The sequence below is a fragment of the Pseudomonas sp. CCC3.1 genome (genome assembly GCF_034347405.1).
Classification (GTDB): domain Bacteria; phylum Pseudomonadota; class Gammaproteobacteria; order Pseudomonadales; family Pseudomonadaceae; genus Aquipseudomonas.
The window spans coordinates 36,286-53,864 of the sequence record NZ_CP133778.1; the positions used below are offsets into that span (position 1 = coordinate 36,286).

Consider the following 17,579-nt stretch of genomic DNA (forward strand, 5'->3'; position numbering starts at 1 on the left):
GAGGAGTTGGTGATGAAAGTTCGTGCATCGGTGAAAAAGCTGTGCCGTAACTGCAAGATTATTCGCCGCGAAGGTGTTGTTCGGGTAATTTGCAGCGCGGAACCACGTCACAAACAGCGCCAAGGCTGAGTGTGATCTGTTTGAAGCCCAGCAGCTAGTGCGCTGCTGGGTTGATTATTTGTTATTACAGCGATATTATCTCGCGCCCTATTTCTTGGCTTCCGGGGCGTAGGTAGCTGTCAATTGGAGTCCCACTGAATGGCCCGTATTGCAGGCGTTAACATTCCAGATAACAAGCACACTGTTATCTCGCTGACCTACATCTATGGTGTTGGTCGCACTACTGCACAGAAAATCTGTGTGGATGCTGGTGTAAACCCAGCCGCTAAGATCAAGGATCTGAGCGACGAGCAGATTGAGTTGCTGCGTGGCGAAGTGGCAAAGTTCACCACTGAAGGTGACCTGCGTCGTGAAGTCAACATGAAAATCAAACGCTTGATGGATTTGGGCTGCTACCGCGGTCTGCGCCATCGTCGTGGTCTTCCAGTGCGCGGTCAGCGTACCAAGACCAACGCGCGTACTCGCAAAGGTCCGCGTAAGCCGATCCGCAAGTAATCGCACCAGCGAATCGACAGGAATTTAGTCATGGCAAAACCTGCTGCTCGTCCTCGTAAAAAAGTAAAAAAGACAGTGGTTGATGGCATCGCCCACATCCACGCGTCTTTCAACAACACAATCGTGACCATCACCGACCGTCAGGGTAACGCGCTTTCTTGGGCTACCTCCGGTGGTTCGGGTTTCCGCGGTTCTCGCAAGTCCACCCCGTTTGCTGCTCAAGTAGCTGCTGAACGTGCTGGTCAAGCTGCGCTGGAATATGGCCTGAAAAACCTTGACGTTAACGTTAAAGGTCCAGGTCCAGGTCGTGAGTCCGCTGTCCGTGCTTTGAACGGCTGTGGCTATAAGATCGCCAGCATCACCGACGTGACGCCAATCCCGCACAACGGGTGCCGTCCGCCGAAGAAGCGCCGCGTGTAATCCAGGAGACTGTAAAGAATGGCTCGTTACATTGGTCCAAAATGCAAACTGGCACGTCGTGAAGGCACCGATCTCTTCCTGAAGAGTGGTGTGCGCGCTATCGAATCGAAGTGCAATATTGAAGCTGCTCCAGGCATCCACGGCCAACGCCGCGGTCGCCAATCCGACTACGGCACCCAACTGCGTGAAAAGCAGAAGGTCCGTCGTATCTACGGCGTTCTCGAGCGTCAGTTCAGCGGCTACTACAAACAAGCTGCTGGCAAAAAAGGTGCAACTGGCGAAAACCTGTTGCAACTGCTCGAATGCCGCCTGGATAACGTCGTATACCGTATGGGTTTCGGTTCTACTCGTGCCGAATCTCGTCAGTTGGTATCGCACAAGTCGATCAGCGTAAACGGTCAAACCGTTAACGTTCCGTCCTACCAGGTTCGTGCTGGTGACGTGGTCGCTATCCGCGAGAAAGCAAAGAACCAGCTTCGCATTGTCCAAGCTCTCGATCTGTGTGCCCAACGTGGCCGCGTAGAATGGGTAGAAGTAGACACTGAGAAGAAGTCGGGCGTTTTCAAGAACGTTCCAGCTCGCAGTGATCTGTCCGCCGACATCAACGAAAGCCTGATTGTCGAGCTCTACTCCAAGTAAGGGCTAGAAAATAGGTGCATCCATGCAGATTTCGGTAAATGAGTTCCTGACACCCCGCCACATTGATGTGCAGGTTGTCAGTCCAACCCGCGCTAAAATCACTCTCGAGCCTCTCGAGCGTGGTTTTGGCCACACCCTGGGCAACGCGCTGCGCCGCATCCTGTTGTCCTCAATGCCAGGCTGTGCAGTAGTCGAGGCCGAGATTGATGGTGTGCTCCACGAGTACAGCGCCATCGAAGGTGTACAGGAAGACGTAATTGAAATCCTGTTGAACCTTAAAGGTCTGGCTATCAAGCTGCACGGCCGTGACGAAGTTACGCTGACCTTGTCGAAGAAGGGTTCGGGGGTGGTTACCGCTGCCGATATTCAGCTGGATCATGATGTCGAGATCGTTAATCCCGATCACGTAATCGCCAACCTGGCGTCTAACGGCGCCTTGAACATGAAGCTCACCGTAGCTCGTGGTCGTGGTTATGAACCAGCCGACTCGCGTCAGAGCGATGAAGACGAAAGCCGCAGCATTGGTCGCTTGCAGCTTGACTCTTCGTTCAGCCCGGTTCGCCGTATCGCATACGTGGTGGAAAACGCCCGTGTCGAACAGCGTACTAACCTGGACAAGCTGGTTATTGATCTGGAGACCAACGGTACCCTGGATCCTGAAGAGGCTATTCGTCGTGCTGCAACCATTCTGCAACAGCAGTTGGCTGCATTCGTCGACCTCAAAGGTGACAGCGAACCAGTGGTTATCGAACAGGAAGACGAGATCGATCCGATCCTGCTTCGTCCGGTTGACGATCTGGAACTGACCGTGCGTTCGGCCAACTGCCTTAAGGCGGAGAACATTTACTACATTGGTGACCTGATTCAGCGCACCGAAGTAGAACTGTTGAAGACTCCGAACCTGGGCAAGAAATCCTTGACTGAAATCAAGGACGTTCTGGCCTCCCGTGGTCTGTCCCTCGGCATGCGCCTCGACAACTGGCCGCCTGCAAGTCTTAAGAAGGACGACAAGGCGACTGCCTGATCGTCGTAATCACCGAACGTTGTGTTTGGTAAGGAATGAACCATGCGTCATCGTAAAAGTGGTCGTCACCTGAGCCGCACTAGCTCCCACCGCAAGGCTATGTTTCAAAACATGGCAGTGTCGTTGTTCGAGCACGAGCTGATCAAAACGACTCTGCCGAAAGCCAAAGAATTGCGTCGCGTTGCTGAGCCGCTGATTACTCTGGCCAAGAATGATTGTCTGGCTAACCGCCGTCTGGCCTTCGACCGTACGCGTTCGAAAGCCATCGTTGGTAAGCTGTTCAACGATCTGGGCAAGCGTTATGCAACTCGTGAGGGTGGCTACCTGCGCATCCTCAAGTGCGGTTTCCGCGCTGGCGACAACGCGCCTATGGCGTACGTCGAGTTGGTTGATCGTCCAGTTGGCGGCGAAGCTGTATCCGCTGAGTAAGACGTCAGTCTCTACAAAGAACCGGGCCTAGTGCCCGGTTTTTTGTGTCTGTTCGATTACCATTTCCTATTGATTTCTATTATTTAATGCATTTGCCCGTATTGGCATCGTGGTCAATACTCTTCCTCAGCCGATTAGCCGGCAGCATCAAGACTGACTGAGGAAGGACTAGCATGAGCCAGACCAAAACGCTTACGACCGCCAGCGGCGCGCCTGTTGCTGATAACCAGAACTCTCGTTCAGCTGGGCCTCGTGGCCCGTTGTTGCTCGACGACTTTCACTTGATTGAAAAACTTGCGCACTTTAACCGCGAAAATATTCCAGAGCGTCGTGTGCACGCCAAAGGCTCGGCCGCACATGGCACCTTCACACTGACGCGTGACATCACTCAATACAGCAGTGCCAAACTGTTTGACACCGTCGGCAAGCAAACCCCTACCTTCTTGCGCTTCTCTACAGTGGGTGGTGAGCGAGGCTCGGCAGACACCGAGCGTGATCCGCGCGGTTTTGCCCTCAAGTTTTATACCGAAGAAGGTAACTGGGACATCGTGGGTAACAACACCCCGGTTTTCTTTATTCGCGACCCGCTCAAGTTTCCTGACTTTATCCACACCCAAAAGCGCCTGCCGCAGAGCAACCTGAAAAGCGCACAGATGAAGTGGGACTTCTGGTCGCACTCGCCTGAATCATTGCACCAGGTCACCATCCTGTTTTCGGATCGTGGTATTCCAGATGGCTATCGTCACATGCATGGCTTTGGTAGCCACACCTACAGCCTGATCAATGCCGCAGGTGAGCGTCATTGGGTCAAATGGCATTACAAAACCAAGCAAGGCATCAAGAACCTGCCGCCAGAAGAGGCTGCACGTCTTGCCGGAACGGATCCTGATTACGCCCAGCGCGACCTGTTCGATGCTATCGAGCGTGGCGACTACCCAAAATGGCGTGTGTGCATTCAGGTCATGACCGAAGCTCAGGCTGCAACACACCGGGATAACCCGTTCGACGTGACCAAGACTTGGTCGCAGAAAGAGTTTCCACTGATCGAGATCGGCGAACTAGAGCTCAACCGCAACCCGCTCAACTATTTTGCTGAAGTTGAACAGGCAGCCTTTGGTCCAAGCAACATGATCCCTGGCGTTGGCCTTTCCCCTGACCGCATGCTGCAAGGTCGTGTGTTCGCCTATGCGGATGCGCATCGTTACCGCGTAGGGACCAATCACCAGCACCTGCCTATCAATGCTCCACGCGTACCTGCGCATAATTACCAGCGTGATGGCTCGATGGCTTTTGGCAACAACGGTGGTGCTACTCCTAACTACGAGCCCAACAGCTACGCTGATGCGCCTAAGCAGGCCCCGCAGTACGCTGAGCCGCCATTAGCGCTCAGTGGTGCGGCAGACCGTTATGATCATCGCGAAGACACGGATTACTACAGCTACGCCGGTGCGCTGTTCCGCCTGATGAATGACGAGCAAAAAGCGCTGCTTATCAACAACATCGCAGGCGCCATGGAAGGTGTGACAGATGACGTCGTTCAGCGTCAACTGCAGCACTTCCTCAAGGCCGACCCTGCGTATGGTCAAGGCGTAGCCAAAGCGCTGGGTGTAACCGTGAAGTAAGTCTAAGTGAGAAGCAGAACCGCCCTCAAATGGGCGGTTTTTGCGTTATTTAGGTGTGTTTTCTCTACAAATTAGCGTTTTTATTGCGATTGAACCGTGACCTCTCAGTCAGCTTGGTTCAAACTACAGCCTTTCAAGAAGGGAGATGTGGGGCGATGCTAGGGCACCCGGACGTAATCGATTACCTCAACACGTTGTTAACCGGCGAGCTGGCTGCGCGTGACCAATATTTTGTCCATTCTCGTATGTACGAAGACTGGGGTTTCACCAAGCTGTACGAGCGCATCAACCACGAAATGGAAGAAGAGGCACAACACGCTGATGCGTTGATGCGCCGGATTCTGATGCTCGAAGGCACGCCGCGCATGCGCCCGGACGACCTCGATGTTGGCACCACCGTGCCAGAGATGTTCGCTGCCGACTTGCGTCTGGAATACAAAGTCCGCGCTGGACTCTGCAAAGGCATTGAACTGTGTGAGCTGCACAAGGACTACGTAAGCCGCGACATGCTGCGTATTCAGTTGGCAGACACCGAAGAAGATCACACTTACTGGCTTGAAAAGCAGCTGGGCCTGATCAAATCGATTGGTCTGCAGAACTACCTGCAATCGCAGTTCTGATCCGCCTGCAAAAAGCGCAAGTCCCAGAACACCAAAAAGCCCCTGTCATCATCTCGATGGCAGGGGCTTTTTCGTACCGCGATTTAAGCCTTGTCGCGTATCAACAACGGTTTCAGGTAGAACCCGGTGTGAGACTGCTTCATTTCTGCGACATCCTCCGGTGTCCCGGTCGCAATAATCTGGCCACCTTTAGAGCCGCCTTCAGGCCCAAGATCCACCAACCAGTCAGCGGTCTTGATCACGTCCAGGTTGTGCTCGATCACCACCACAGTGTTGCCGTGGTCGCGCAGTCGGTGCAGCACATCCAGCAACTGTTGGATGTCAGCAAAGTGCAGACCCGTTGTAGGCTCATCCAGGATGTACAACGTCTTGCCGGTATCACGCTTTGACAGCTCGCGGGACAGTTTTACCCGTTGTGCCTCGCCGCCTGACAGCGTGGTGGCGGACTGTCCGAGCTTGATGTAGGACAAGCCCACATCCATAAGCGTTTGCAGCTTACGCGCCAGTGCAGGTACTGCATCGAAGAACTCTCTTGCCTCTTCGATCGTCATCTCCAGCACTTCGTGGATGCTCTTGCCCTTGTACTTGATCTCAAGGGTTTCGCGGTTGTAGCGCTTGCTCTTGCACACATCGCAAGGCACGTAGATGTCTGGCAGAAAGTGCATTTCCACCTTGATCAGACCATCACCCTGACACGCCTCGCAGCGTCCGCCCTTCACGTTGAAGGAGAAGCGCCCTGGGCCGTACCCCCGAGAGCGGGACTCCGGAACACCCGAAAATAGCTCGCGGATGGGTGTAAAGAGCCCGGTGTACGTCGCCGGGTTGGAGCGTGGCGTGCGACCAATCGGGCTTTGGTCGATGTCGACCACTTTGTCCAGGTGCTCCAGCCCTTTAATGCTGTCGTGGGCCGCCGCTTCCAGCGTGGTCGCGCCATTCAGTGCTGTAGCGCTGAGTGGATAGAGCGTGTTGTTGATCAGGGTTGATTTACCCGATCCGGACACACCCGTCACACAGGTCAGCAGGCCAATCGGTATCTCAAGGTCCACATTGCGCAAGTTGTTCCCGCGAGCGCCCTTGAGCGACAGCGTCAGCTTTTTATTGCGCGGCGTGCGTTTAGCCGGCACTGCAATTTTTACCCGGCCCGACAGGTACTTGCCGGTTAGCGAGTCAGGATGTGCCATCACCTCGGCAGGCGTGCCCTCAGCAACAATATGGCCACCATGCACCCCAGCGCCCGGGCCTATATCCACCACATAGTCCGCCAGACGAATCGCGTCTTCGTCGTGCTCAACCACGATCACTGTGTTGCCGATGTCACGCAGATGTTTGAGCGTTCCCAGCAAGCGATCATTGTCGCGCTGATGCAAGCCAATCGATGGTTCATCGAGGATGTACAGCACGCCCACCAGGCCAGCACCAATTTGACTGGCTAGACGAATACGCTGAGCTTCACCGCCGGACAACGTATCGGCGCTGCGATCCAGCGACAGATAGTCGAGCCCCACATTCACCAAAAATTGCAGGCGCTCGCGAATTTCCTTGAGGATCTTGTCCGCGATCTCACCACGACGCCCGGTCAGGCTCAGCGTGCTGAAATATTCAGTCGCATCACCAATCGGCAAATTGGTCACGGCGGGTAAGGTTTTTTCACCGACCCACACGTGACGCGCCTCACGACGCAAGCGAGTGCCCCGGCAATCCGGGCAAGACTGAGTGCTCAGAAACTTGGCCAGTTCTTCGCGGACTGTGGCCGACTCAGTTTCGCGATAACGGCGCTCCAGGTTCGGCACGATGCCTTCAAACGGATGCGCACGTTTCACGATATCGCCGCGATCATTCAGATAGCGGAAATCAACGTTCTGGGTGCCACTGCCGTACAGAATGACTTTCTGCTTGTCGGCAGGCAGCTCATTGAACGGCACTTCGAGGCTGAAATCGTAATGCTTGGCCAGCGCGCCTAGCATCTGGAAGTAATAGACGTTACGCCGGTCCCAGCCACGAATCGCACCTTCGGCCAGCGTCAGTTCACCGTTCACCAGGCGTTTGATGTCAAAGAACTGCTTAACCCCAAGACCGTCACACGTAGGGCACGCGCCAGCTGGGTTGTTAAAGGAAAACAGCTTGGGCTCAAGCTCGCTGATGGCGTGGCCACAAATCGGGCAGGCGAAGCGCGCGGAGAAAATCATCTCTTCGCCCGGCTCATCATCCATGGGAGCCACCAGCGCAATGCCGTCGGCCAGCTTCAGGGCGGTCTCGAACGACTCGGCCAAGCGCTGTTGCAAGTCGGCTCGCACTTTAAAACGGTCAACCACCACATCAATGGTGTGCTTCTTCTGTTTATCGAGTTTTGGCAGTTCATCCAGCTCGCAGAGTTTGCCGTTCACGCGCGCCCGCACAAAACCCTGCGCGCGCAGTTCTTCAAACACCGACAGGTGCTCGCCCTTGCGCTCGCGAATAACAGGGGCCAGCAGCATCAGTTTGCTGCCTTCAGGTTGCGCCAGCACTAGGTCGACCATTTGGCTGACAGTCTGGGCTTCCAGTGGAATATCGTGGTCCGGGCAGCGCGGAATACCCACGCGGGCATAGAGCAGGCGCAGGTAATCGTAAATTTCAGTGATGGTGCCAACCGTGGAGCGCGGGTTGTGCGACGTCGATTTCTGTTCGATGGAAATCGCCGGTGACAGACCTTCAATCGTATCGACGTCAGGCTTTTCCATCATCGACAGGAACTGTCGCGCATAGGCCGACAGCGACTCGACATAACGCCGCTGGCCTTCGGCATACAACGTGTCGAAGGCCAGAGATGATTTGCCGGAGCCAGACAGTCCGGTGATGACGATCAGTTTGTCCCTTGGCAGGGTCAGGTCGATGTTCTTCAGGTTGTGGGTTCGTGCCCCACGTATCAGGATCTTGTCCACTGCGGCCTCGCTTGGCGGGCATAACGTAAACGACTGAGTATACGTATCTGTGTGAAAGCTGTGCAGGCTCTTGATGGCTAGATGTCATTAAGCAGACTTTCATAACTTTTACGTGACAAAGCGTCGCGCCTTGCTCGTGTGTGTGCTGTTACTCGATGGGACTGGTAGAATCGCCGCCGGTTCACATGAGGTTTTTCCATGCACGATCCCCACAGCGAACGCATGAGTGGCAGCGAGACCCGCGCAGCCAGCGGTCTGGCACTTGTGTTTGCGTTCCGTATGCTTGGCATGTTTATGGTGTTGCCGGTTTTGGCGACCTATGGGATGGACCTGGCAGGCGCGACACCTGCCTTGATTGGTTTGGCGATAGGCGCTTATGGCCTGACCCAGGCAATTTTTCAGATTCCGTTCGGGATCATTTCTGACCGCATTGGCCGACGCCCGGTGATTTACCTCGGGTTGATCGTGTTTGCCTTGGGCAGCGTTCTGGCGGCCAATTCAGACTCGATCTGGGGCGTCATTGCTGGACGCGTCCTGCAGGGTGCAGGTGCCATTTCAGCGGCCGCCATGGCTTTGCTTTCAGACCTGACCCGCGAACAGCACCGCACCAAGGCCATGGCCATGATCGGCATGACCATCGGATTGTCATTTGCCGTCGCCATGGTTGTAGGGCCGCTGCTGACTCGCGCTTTCGGCTTGTCGGGGCTGTTCCTGGCCACGGGCGCAATGGCGCTGGTCGGCATCGTGATCGTCATGTTCATGGTCCCGCGCTCAACCGGCACCTTGCAGCACCGCGAGTCCGGCGTAGCCAAACAAGCCTTGATGCCGACGTTGCGTCATCCCGACCTGTTGCGTCTGGATCTGGGCATCTTTGTGTTACACGCCATGTTGATGTCGAGCTTCATCGCATTGCCGCTGGCGCTGGTCGAAAAAGCCGGCCTGCCCAAAGAGCAGCATTGGTGGGTGTACCTGACAGCGCTGCTGATTTCCTTCTTCGCCATGATCCCGTTCATCATCTATGGCGAAAAGAAACGCAAAATGAAACGAGTTTTACTCGGCGCCGTCAGTACGTTGATGCTGACTGAGCTATTCTTCTGGCAGTTCGGCGATAGCTTGCGAGCGTTGGTGATCGGCACCGTTGTGTTCTTCACCGCGTTTAACTTGCTGGAGGCGTCATTGCCTTCACTGATCAGCAAGGTGTCACCGGCGGGCGGTAAAGGAACGGCAATGGGGGTTTATTCCACCAGCCAATTCCTCGGTTCGGCACTGGGCGGCATACTCGGCGGCTGGCTATTTCAGCATGGCGGTCTGTCGGTTGTGTTCCTGGGATGCGCAGGTCTGGCTGCACTCTGGCTGGCCTTTGCTGTTACCATGCGCGAACCGCCGTATGTGACAAGCCTGCGCTTGCCGTTGTTGCCCGAGGCTTTGCGCGAAGCAGGTCTGGCTGAGCGTTTAAAGGCTGTTGCTGGCGTTACAGATGCAGTGGTCGTAGCCGAAGAGGCTGCGATTTATATCAAATTGGACACCGAACTATTGGATCGCGCGACACTCGAGCAGTTGGTTAACCCAGCGCCGACGTGCGAAGCCTAGGAGAACGTTATGGCCCGTGGGGTTAACAAAGTTATATTGGTCGGCACATGCGGCCAGGATCCCGAAGTTCGCTACTTGCCTAACGGTAATGCCGTGACCAACCTGAGTCTGGCAACCAGCGAACAGTGGACTGACAAGCAAACTGGTCAAAAAGTCGAAAAGACTGAATGGCACCGTGTATCGATGTTCGGCAAAGTTGCCGAGATCGCTGGCGAATACCTGCGCAAGGGTTCGCAGGTGTACATCGAAGGCAAACTGCAAACCCGTGAGTGGGAAAAAGACGGCATCAAGCGTTACACCACAGAAATCGTGGTCGATATGCAAGGCACCATGCAACTGCTGGGTGGCCGTCCACAGGGTGACCAACAAAACCAGGGCGGCGGTAACAACTACCAGCAATCCGCTCCGCGTCAGCAGGCTCAACGCCCAGCGCCGCAACAGCAACAACAGCAGTCGCGTCCAGCGCCACAACAGCAGGCTCCACAGCCAGCTCCGGATTTCGACAGCTTCGACGACGATATTCCGTTCTGAATCTAACCCTCGGGTTACACACTCTGAACCACAAAAGGCCCGCCGCTGATTTAGCGCCGGGCCTTTTGTTTGGCTGATTTTTTTGCGAAATAGCAGAAGGTTTTTGAGTCAAGTTGTCGGGCCCGCGTGTCTGTTGACTACGCTGTACACAGCCAGCGTGCAGTTGGCTGTTAATCGAATGCTGTTGTTCGTGATCAAGCCACTGCTTACAGATGCTCAGGAGGACCTACGATTTTGTCCATTCTTAAAACAGTCGCCTTATTCGTCGCCTTGCTGCTCGTCGGCATGGGCTCCCTTCAGGCCGCGCCGACGCTGGCCTCTGTTATGAAAGCCGAAGAAACTGGCGGCAAGCCACCGGTGCTGGTCGATGGTGGTTTGCTGGGGGCTTTGGGGTCCAGCATGGACGCCATGCATGACCAGTTGGGCATGAGTCTGCATCTGCTGGACACATGGCGTTTGCGTACTGAGCGAGCGGCAGATGAAGCGGGGGAGTTGGCCGGGCAAGTCGTTACGCAACCTGCCAGGAGCGGGATGGGTGATCTGTTGATGCTGACAGTCCTCTGGTTCGGGTGTTTTATCGGGCTAATGCTGGCCGGCAAATTGCTGGCGCGCTACCTGAACAATAGCCGCCTGGTTCGAACCCGACCCCGCGTGTGCTTGCTCATTGGCTATGGCGTTCCGTATGTGTTACCGGCGGTACTGGCCTTGGCGCTCACACTGTATGGCAGCCGTTTTCTGGAAGATTCTTTTGGGCGCTCCCTGGCCCTCTGTCTGACTTACGCCAGCAGCGGCGGGGTATTCTGCGCGGCCTTGGTGTTATCTCTGAGCGTCATGTTTGACGTAGGGCACAAGCGGCGAGCGGTGCAGATTATTCGCCAGTATTCCCTGCGGCCATTGTTTGCGATCGGCTTTTTTGCAGCCCTGAGTGATGCGACGAACAACCCGTCCATTGCGCAAGATTTTGGCCGCAATGTCGCCAGTTGTGTGTCGGTACTGTCGGGTCTGGCCGCGTGCTTCATCTTCGCCTACCTCGCTATCAAGTTACGCCGTCCGGTGGCACACCTGATTCGAAATCGCGCATTGGCCCAGCGCCTCGGGCAACCGGCTTTGCAGGAGTCGTTGCGAATTTTTTCGATACTTTGGTATTGGCCCATCCTTCTCATGTTGCTGGTCTCGGCGCTTAACCTGCTGGGCGTAGGCGAGGGCAGTGAGCGAGCGCTGCGCAGCGCGTTGCTGACCTCCGGGCTGCTGATTGCCACGGTGTTTTTGAGCACGATTCTGCATCACTCATTCCGGACTCGCTTGCGCGCTACGGGCGCTTATAAAGAGCGTTTCCTGACGGTGATTTACGCATTGCTGCGTATTGCACTGGCCGTGGCCTTTATCGAATTGCTGGCGCAAATCTGGGGCTTCTCGCTGCTGGCGTTTGCGTCCGATAGTCACACTGGCCAAGTCATCAGTGATTCACTCGGGCACATCCTGCTGATTTTGCTGGTCACATGGCTGGCCTGGGTGGTACTCGATACGGCCATCCAGCAAGCGTTAGAGCCCTCAATCACACGGCGTGGTACCCACCAGCCGAGCACGCGGACCAAAACCATCCTGCCGTTGCTGCGCAATGCCATAAAAGTCATTCTGGTTGTGGTGTGCACCATCACCACAATGGCCAATCTGGGCGTGAACGTCGCGCCTTTCCTGGCCGGTGCTGGGGTCATCGGTCTGGCGATCGGTTTTGGTTCTCAGCAATTGGTGCAAGACGTCATTACCGGCTTGTTCATCATTATTGAAGACACCATTTCAGTCGGTGACTGGGTCGTGGTCGACTCCAACCATGCCGGCACCGTCGAGGGGCTGACCATTCGCACCTTGCGGCTGCGGGACTCGCGTGGCTACGTGCATTCGGTGCCCTTTGGCCAGATCAAGGCGGTGATCAACCATTCCCGACAATTTGCCTATGCCTTCTTTTCTATTCAGTTCACCTACGACAGCGATATGGATAAAGCCACGGACTTGATTCGCGAGGCGGGCCGGCAGATCAGCGACGACCCTTTGCTCAGCCTCAGTCTGCAGGGATCATTAACGGTTTTTGGGGTCGACAGCATGAATCTGGATGGCGTGACGATGACCGCGCAGTTCAGGACCATGTCCGGTGCGCAAAGCTCTATCTCGCGGGCGTTCAACGCCCGGCTCAAAAAGCTTGTGGATAAGTCAGTGGATGTACACTTTGCGCAACATTATCCACAGGGCTTCCTGATGCCCGTGCGTGGGCCGGATGAAAACGCGCAATCTGCCCCAGAACCGCAGCACTCCACGCTAGTGCTGCCTGACATGCCACCGCCATCACGATGATGGCCAATGACTCACTGTGCAGTTTGTCAGTGACGACAGGCATGGAAACCCGCAAAATGCGAGAGTCTTGATCATGGCCAACAGCTTCCACGGTTGGTTTTCTGGTATATATCACCGTTCTGAATAGACTGAGCCTGCACACTCTATGCGAATGCGCCTTATGTTATTGGGCGGCGGAAATGCTCTCGGGCAGGCGCTGATTCGTCTGGGTGCCGAGGAAGACATTAATTTCCTTGCCCCGCGTCCGCCGCAAGACGGCTGGGACGCTGCGAGCCTGACGCAACTGCTGGATGACACCCGTCCGGATGCCGTCATCAACCTTGCCTACTACTTCGACTGGTTTCAGGCGCAGAACGTGAGCGAGGCTCGCCTTGCTGCCCAAGAGCGCGCTGTCGAGCGTCTCTCTGAGTTGTGCCAGCACCACAGCATGACGTTGTTGCAGCCTTCCAGTTATCGAGTCTTCGATGGATCGCGAGCAACGGCTTACAGCGAAAAGGACGAACCTGTCCCGCTCGGCCTGCGCGGTCAGGCGTTATGGCGCATTGAGCAAAGTGTGCGGGCGATTTGCCCGCAACATGTGCTGCTGCGTTTCGGCTGGTTGCTGGATGACAGCCCTGAAGGCAGTTTGGGCCGCTTTTTGGCTCAAGCCGAAAAACCGGGCGAGTTGCTGATGGCCGATGATCGACGCGGTAACCCGACGCCGGTCGATGACGCAGCACGGGTCATTATTTCAGTGCTCAAGCAACTCGATTGCGCGGCGCCTCTGTGGGGCACTTACCACTACGCCGGGCATGAGGCCACCACGCCGCTGGCGTTGGGCCAGGCCATTCTTGATGAGGCGCGCCACCTGCGCCCGCTGGTCATCCAAGCTCCTACGCCTCAGGCACACGCAGCATGCCCCGATGCGGCTGAAGAACCTCAGCATGCGGTGCTGGCCTGTAAGAAAATACTTCACACCTTCGGGATCAAGCCTCGCGCCTGGCGTGCGGCGCTCCCGGCTTTACTGGACAGGTTTTATCGTCATGGTTGATGCACCCGTTTTAATCACCGGCGGTGCCGGTTTTATTGGCTCCAATCTGGTGGAAGGCTTACTGGCCAAAGGGTATGCCGTGCGAATCCTCGACGACCTGTCGACGGGCAAGCGCAGCAACCTGCCGCTTGATAACCCCAAGATCGAACTGATCGTCGGCAACGTCGCTGATGCAGCCTTGGTCAAAAGCGTGATGGTGGGTTGCGGCGCTGTGGTTCACCTGGCGGCAGTGGCCTCGGTCCAGGCCTCGGTCGATGACCCGGTGAGCACCCATCAAAGCAACTTCGTCGGCACGCTCAATGTCTGCGAAGCAATGCGTGAAGCTGGCGTCAAGCGCGTGGTGTTTGCTTCCAGCGCAGCGGTCTATGGCAACAACGGTGAAGGTGAGTCGATTGTTGAAGACACGCCTAAAGCACCGTTGACGCCTTACGCCTCAGACAAGTTGGCCAGCGAGTACTACCTGGACTTCTACCGCCGCCAGCATGGCCTGGAGCCGGTCATCTTCCGATTCTTCAACATCTACGGGCCGAAACAAGACCCGTCCTCGCCGTACTCGGGCGTGATCAGCATATTCAGCGAGCGCGCAGAGAAGGGCCTGCCGATCACCATCTTTGGTGATGGCGAACAAACCCGTGACTTCATGTACGTGGGCGACCTGGTGACCATTCTGGTTCAGGCCATTGAAGCGCCACAGGTTGAAGAAGGCGCCATCAACGTGGGCCTGAACAAAACCACTACCCTCAAGCAAATGCTTGAAGCCCTGAGTGCGGTGGTTGGCGAACTGCCACCGATCAGCTATGGCCCGGTCCGCGCTGGCGACATCCGCCACTCGCGAGCAGACAACACTCGCCTGTTGCAACGTTTCACCTTGGGTGAAACCACGCCTATGAACGTCGGGCTTGCCCGGTTGCTGGGGCGTTAACAACCCCAGTCACACTTAAACACCTTGTGGGAGCGGGCTTGCCCGCGATGGAAGCGACGCGGTTTTACAGAAAACCGTATCGTCTGCATCGCTGGCAAGCCAGGCTCCCACAGGTTTTTGAAGTGCACTTCAACAGGCGCTTTTTCTTGCCGCTTGAAGCTTTCAGCTAAGCGCTCCGCGCTTAAAACTTATAACCCAGGCCGACCATGTAAACGAACGGATCCACGTCAACGTTGACTTTGGCACGGGTGCCGTCGCCCACGGCGGAGTTGTTCACATAGGCATGCGTATCAATGTCGATATAACGCGCTTGGGCGTTGATCATGATGTTGTCAGTCAGCATGTAGTCCGCGCCGATCTGCCAGGCCACGCCCCACGAGTTGGACGCCCGGAAGTTATCAAAGCCTTCAGCGGTCGCACGGCTGCTAACGTGTTCGTCGTAGATCCAGGTGTAGTTAATACCGGCACCAACGTAAGGTTGGAACACCGACTTGGGGTCCAGCGGGTAGTAAACAACGCTCAGGGTGGGTGGCAAGTGCTTGAGGGTGCCCAGTTTGCCGTTGGCTTGAGACAGGCCGGTGTTTTTGAGTTTGACGTCATGCTCGAACGGCGTGGCGGCCAACAGTTCGATACCCACGTGATCGGTGATCATGTAGGCAAAGTTGAGCCCCAATTGCGTGTCGCTGCTCATGGTCGCCTTGCCACCCAGATCGGTGCCCGACAACGACCCGCGATCCACCTTGACGCTGGAGCTGTCGGCTTTCGGGTTCACCGTAATGGCGCCGGCACGGAGGATGATGTCACCCTCGCTGTGTGCGTGGGCGAGCGGGGCTACAACGGCGAGCGCAAGGGCGGCAGCGCTGAGCAGAGACTTGTGCATGGGAGCTCCATTGGGATATTTAAAATTTATATAACCAATGGTAATGAGCAGCCCGGCCCGCTCAGTTGACCCAGCTCAATGAAAATGTGAAGTCCGGTAAATTTGTGAAAAATTCGTGAACGTGTGGGAGCTGGCTTGCCAGCGATGCAGGCAATTTGGTTTATCTGGTCGCCGAGGTCTGCACAGTGTTAATCCGGCAATTCGTACACCACGATCTTTTGCGCATCCATCTGATAGCCCGCGTCTGCCATCTCCGTGGTGCTGGGCTTGACCTGCATTTCGCCGACGATCCAGTACGGCTGATACAACTCGTCGAGTTGAACCCCGACTTTGCTGGTGACGTGCACGATCTGATTCGACGGCGGAGGCGGCACATGGATGCACGCGCCAAAGTACGGCACCAGCAGAAAGTCCGTGGTTCGCCCCTCTTCACTGACTTCCAGCGGCACGATGTACCCCGGCAAACGAATCAGTTGGCCGTTTAGCTGCGGGACGACAGGCGCATTGGGCAAATCCTGTTTGGCCGCCGGAGCGGCCTCCATGTCGCCCATTTGTGACAAGTCATGCAGCGGCACCATATCGGGGACTTCAGGCGGCGCGTCAGCCGGGATCATCTCTGACCAGGTCAACTCTTTCGGCTCGGCCGCCCACAGCGGTGTGCTCACCATCAGTAACAGCGCCAACAGCACGCGGGACATCGCAGCTTTTTTCATCAACCTAAGCTCATAAACGAATGGACAGACCATCGGCCAGCGATTGTCGGTAGGCACGCCATGCCGGTACGCAACCCATCAGCAGGGCGGCAGCCAGAATACCGCTGAGCAGCGTCCATTCATATTCACTTGGCCAGGCCAGCGGCAAATAGATCCCGTAATTCGATTGCACATAGCCTTGAGCCAGCGCGATGCACACGTACAGCAAACCGACGCCAGCCACCACGCCTGCCAAGGCTAACGCCAAGGCTTCAAACACCAGCAAGGTCGCAATATGCCAAGGCCGTGCCCCGACCGAACGCAGAATCGCCATCTCGCGGCGCCGCTCATTGAGACTGGTCAAAATGGCCGTCAGCATGCCGATCAGGCCGGTCAGCACCACAAACAGCGACACCACAAACAGCGCCTTTTCGGCGGTGCTCATCAAGCTCCAGAGTTCTTGCAGGGCAACGCCGGGCAAAATCGCCATCATCGGTTCGCCACGGAACTCATTGATTTCGCGCTGCAAGGCAAAGGTTGAGATTTTGCTGTTCAGGCCCAGCATAAAGGCGGTGATCGCCTGCGGCGTGAGGTCCATGTTGCGGGCCTGATCGGCGCTGATGCGTGCCGCCCCCTGAGCGGGTACGCCGTTGTGCCAGTCGATGTGAATCGCTTCCATACCGCCGAGGCTGATATGCAGCGTGCGATCGACCGGCGTGCCAGTGCGCTTGAGAATGCCGACCACGGTGAACGGCTTGTCGTCATGTTTCACCAGACTGATCGCCGCCACGCCATGGGCCAGCACCAATTTGTCGCCCAGTTTGTAATGCAGCGCTTCGGCGACTTCGGCGCCGAGCACCACCTCGAAAGGGTCGGTCTGGAACGCGCGTCCAGTGGCCAATTCAAGGTTTTGCCGATGACCATATTGATAGTGTTCGAAGTACGCCTCGCTGGTGCCCATCACCCGATAGCCGCGATGGGAGTCACCCAGCGACATCGGGATCGCCCATTTCACTTTCGGGTTGTTGGCGAAATGCTCAAAGCTGTCCCAACGGATATTGTTCGTGGCATTGCCGATGCGAAACACCGAATACAGCAGCAAATTGACCGAGCCCGAGCGTGCGCCGACGATCAGATCGGTGCCGCTGATGGTGCTGGCAAAGCTGGCGCGGGCTTCAGTGCGCACCCGTTCGACCGCCAGCAGCAGGCATACCGACAGGGCGATGGCGAACGCGGTGAGTATCGCGGTGAAGCGCCGGTTGGCCAGACTGGCCAGAGCTAGACGAAACAAATACATC

Annotated in this window: 17 protein-coding genes; 13 read left to right on the forward strand and 4 right to left on the reverse strand. The window is 56.3% G+C overall.

Annotation, left to right across the window (positions count from 1 at the left end):
- The first annotated feature begins 12 nt into the window (after positions 1–12).
- From rpmJ to bfr, 8 genes are all read left to right on the forward strand, one after another.
- Complete coding sequence (rpmJ, locus tag RHM56_RS00235) at positions 13–129, forward strand: 50S ribosomal protein L36 (RefSeq protein ID WP_002555468.1); 117 nt, start codon at positions 13–15, stop codon at positions 127–129.
- Between the two features lie 129 nt (positions 130–258).
- Complete coding sequence (rpsM, locus tag RHM56_RS00240; RefSeq protein WP_019409909.1) at positions 259–615, forward strand: 30S ribosomal protein S13; 357 nt, start codon at positions 259–261, stop codon at positions 613–615.
- Positions 616–645: 30 nt separating this feature from the next.
- Complete coding sequence (gene rpsK, locus RHM56_RS00245; RefSeq protein WP_002555466.1) at positions 646–1,035, forward strand: 30S ribosomal protein S11; 390 nt, start codon at positions 646–648, stop codon at positions 1,033–1,035.
- 18 nt (positions 1,036–1,053) lie between these two features.
- On the forward strand, positions 1,054–1,674 hold the full coding sequence (gene rpsD / locus RHM56_RS00250; RefSeq protein ID WP_003444359.1) for a 30S ribosomal protein S4: 621 nt from the start codon (positions 1,054–1,056) through the stop codon (positions 1,672–1,674).
- 22 nt (positions 1,675–1,696) lie between these two features.
- Positions 1,697–2,698 (forward strand): DNA-directed RNA polymerase subunit alpha, encoded by a 1,002-nt coding sequence (locus RHM56_RS00255; protein WP_003176403.1) that lies wholly within the window; start codon positions 1,697–1,699, stop codon positions 2,696–2,698.
- Between the two features lie 42 nt (positions 2,699–2,740).
- Positions 2,741–3,127 carry a 50S ribosomal protein L17 gene (rplQ, locus tag RHM56_RS00260; protein ID WP_003444357.1) on the forward strand — a complete coding sequence of 129 codons (387 nt, stop codon included), beginning with the start codon at positions 2,741–2,743 and terminating at the stop codon, positions 3,125–3,127.
- A 173-nt stretch (positions 3,128–3,300) separates the two neighbouring features.
- Positions 3,301–4,749 carry a catalase gene (locus RHM56_RS00265; protein ID WP_322237335.1) on the forward strand — a complete coding sequence of 483 codons (1,449 nt, stop codon included), beginning with the start codon at positions 3,301–3,303 and terminating at the stop codon, positions 4,747–4,749.
- 155 nt (positions 4,750–4,904) lie between these two features.
- Positions 4,905–5,369, forward strand: coding sequence for a bacterioferritin (gene bfr / locus RHM56_RS00270; protein ID WP_322237337.1), 465 nt, complete (start codon positions 4,905–4,907; stop codon positions 5,367–5,369).
- An 83-nt stretch (positions 5,370–5,452) separates the two neighbouring features.
- On the opposite strand, the gene uvrA is transcribed toward bfr, so the two are convergent.
- The gene (gene uvrA, locus RHM56_RS00275; protein WP_322237339.1) at positions 5,453–8,287 is read right to left on the reverse strand and encodes an excinuclease ABC subunit UvrA; all 2,835 of its coding nucleotides are present in this window, start codon (positions 8,285–8,287) and stop codon (positions 5,453–5,455) included.
- 198 nt (positions 8,288–8,485) lie between these two features.
- On the opposite strand from uvrA, the gene RHM56_RS00280 reads away from it, so the two are divergent.
- From RHM56_RS00280 to RHM56_RS00300, 5 genes are all read left to right on the forward strand, one after another.
- Positions 8,486–9,877 (forward strand): MFS transporter, encoded by a 1,392-nt coding sequence (locus RHM56_RS00280; protein WP_322237343.1) that lies wholly within the window; start codon positions 8,486–8,488, stop codon positions 9,875–9,877.
- A gap of 9 nt (positions 9,878–9,886) precedes the next feature.
- Positions 9,887–10,408 (forward strand): single-stranded DNA-binding protein, encoded by a 522-nt coding sequence (locus tag RHM56_RS00285; protein ID WP_322237345.1) that lies wholly within the window; start codon positions 9,887–9,889, stop codon positions 10,406–10,408.
- A gap of 234 nt (positions 10,409–10,642) precedes the next feature.
- Entirely contained in the window at positions 10,643–12,757 is a 2,115-nt protein-coding gene (locus tag RHM56_RS00290) for a mechanosensitive ion channel family protein (RefSeq protein WP_322237347.1), read from the forward strand.
- 145 nt (positions 12,758–12,902) lie between these two features.
- Complete coding sequence (locus RHM56_RS00295; RefSeq protein WP_322237350.1) at positions 12,903–13,787, forward strand: sugar nucleotide-binding protein; 885 nt, start codon at positions 12,903–12,905, stop codon at positions 13,785–13,787.
- Positions 13,780–14,709, forward strand: coding sequence for an NAD-dependent epimerase/dehydratase family protein (locus RHM56_RS00300; RefSeq protein ID WP_322237353.1), 930 nt, complete (start codon positions 13,780–13,782; stop codon positions 14,707–14,709). The genes RHM56_RS00295 and RHM56_RS00300 overlap by 8 nt, the downstream gene beginning before the upstream one ends.
- 181 nt (positions 14,710–14,890) lie before the next feature.
- Here the strand turns inward: RHM56_RS00300 and RHM56_RS00305 are convergent, their stop codons facing one another.
- The 3 genes from RHM56_RS00305 to RHM56_RS00315 all read right to left on the reverse strand — a co-directional run bounded on the left by RHM56_RS00305 (position 14,891) and on the right by RHM56_RS00315 (position 17,578).
- Positions 14,891–15,589, reverse strand: a complete 699-nt coding sequence (locus RHM56_RS00305) for an OmpW/AlkL family protein (protein ID WP_322237355.1) — start codon at positions 15,587–15,589, stop codon at positions 14,891–14,893.
- 188 nt (positions 15,590–15,777) lie between these two features.
- Positions 15,778–16,302, reverse strand: coding sequence for a DUF3299 domain-containing protein (locus RHM56_RS00310; protein WP_322237358.1), 525 nt, complete (start codon positions 16,300–16,302; stop codon positions 15,778–15,780).
- 10 nt (positions 16,303–16,312) lie between these two features.
- Complete coding sequence (locus tag RHM56_RS00315; protein ID WP_322237360.1) at positions 16,313–17,578, reverse strand: ABC transporter permease; 1,266 nt, start codon at positions 17,576–17,578, stop codon at positions 16,313–16,315.
- Position 17,579: the final 1 nt, after the last annotated feature.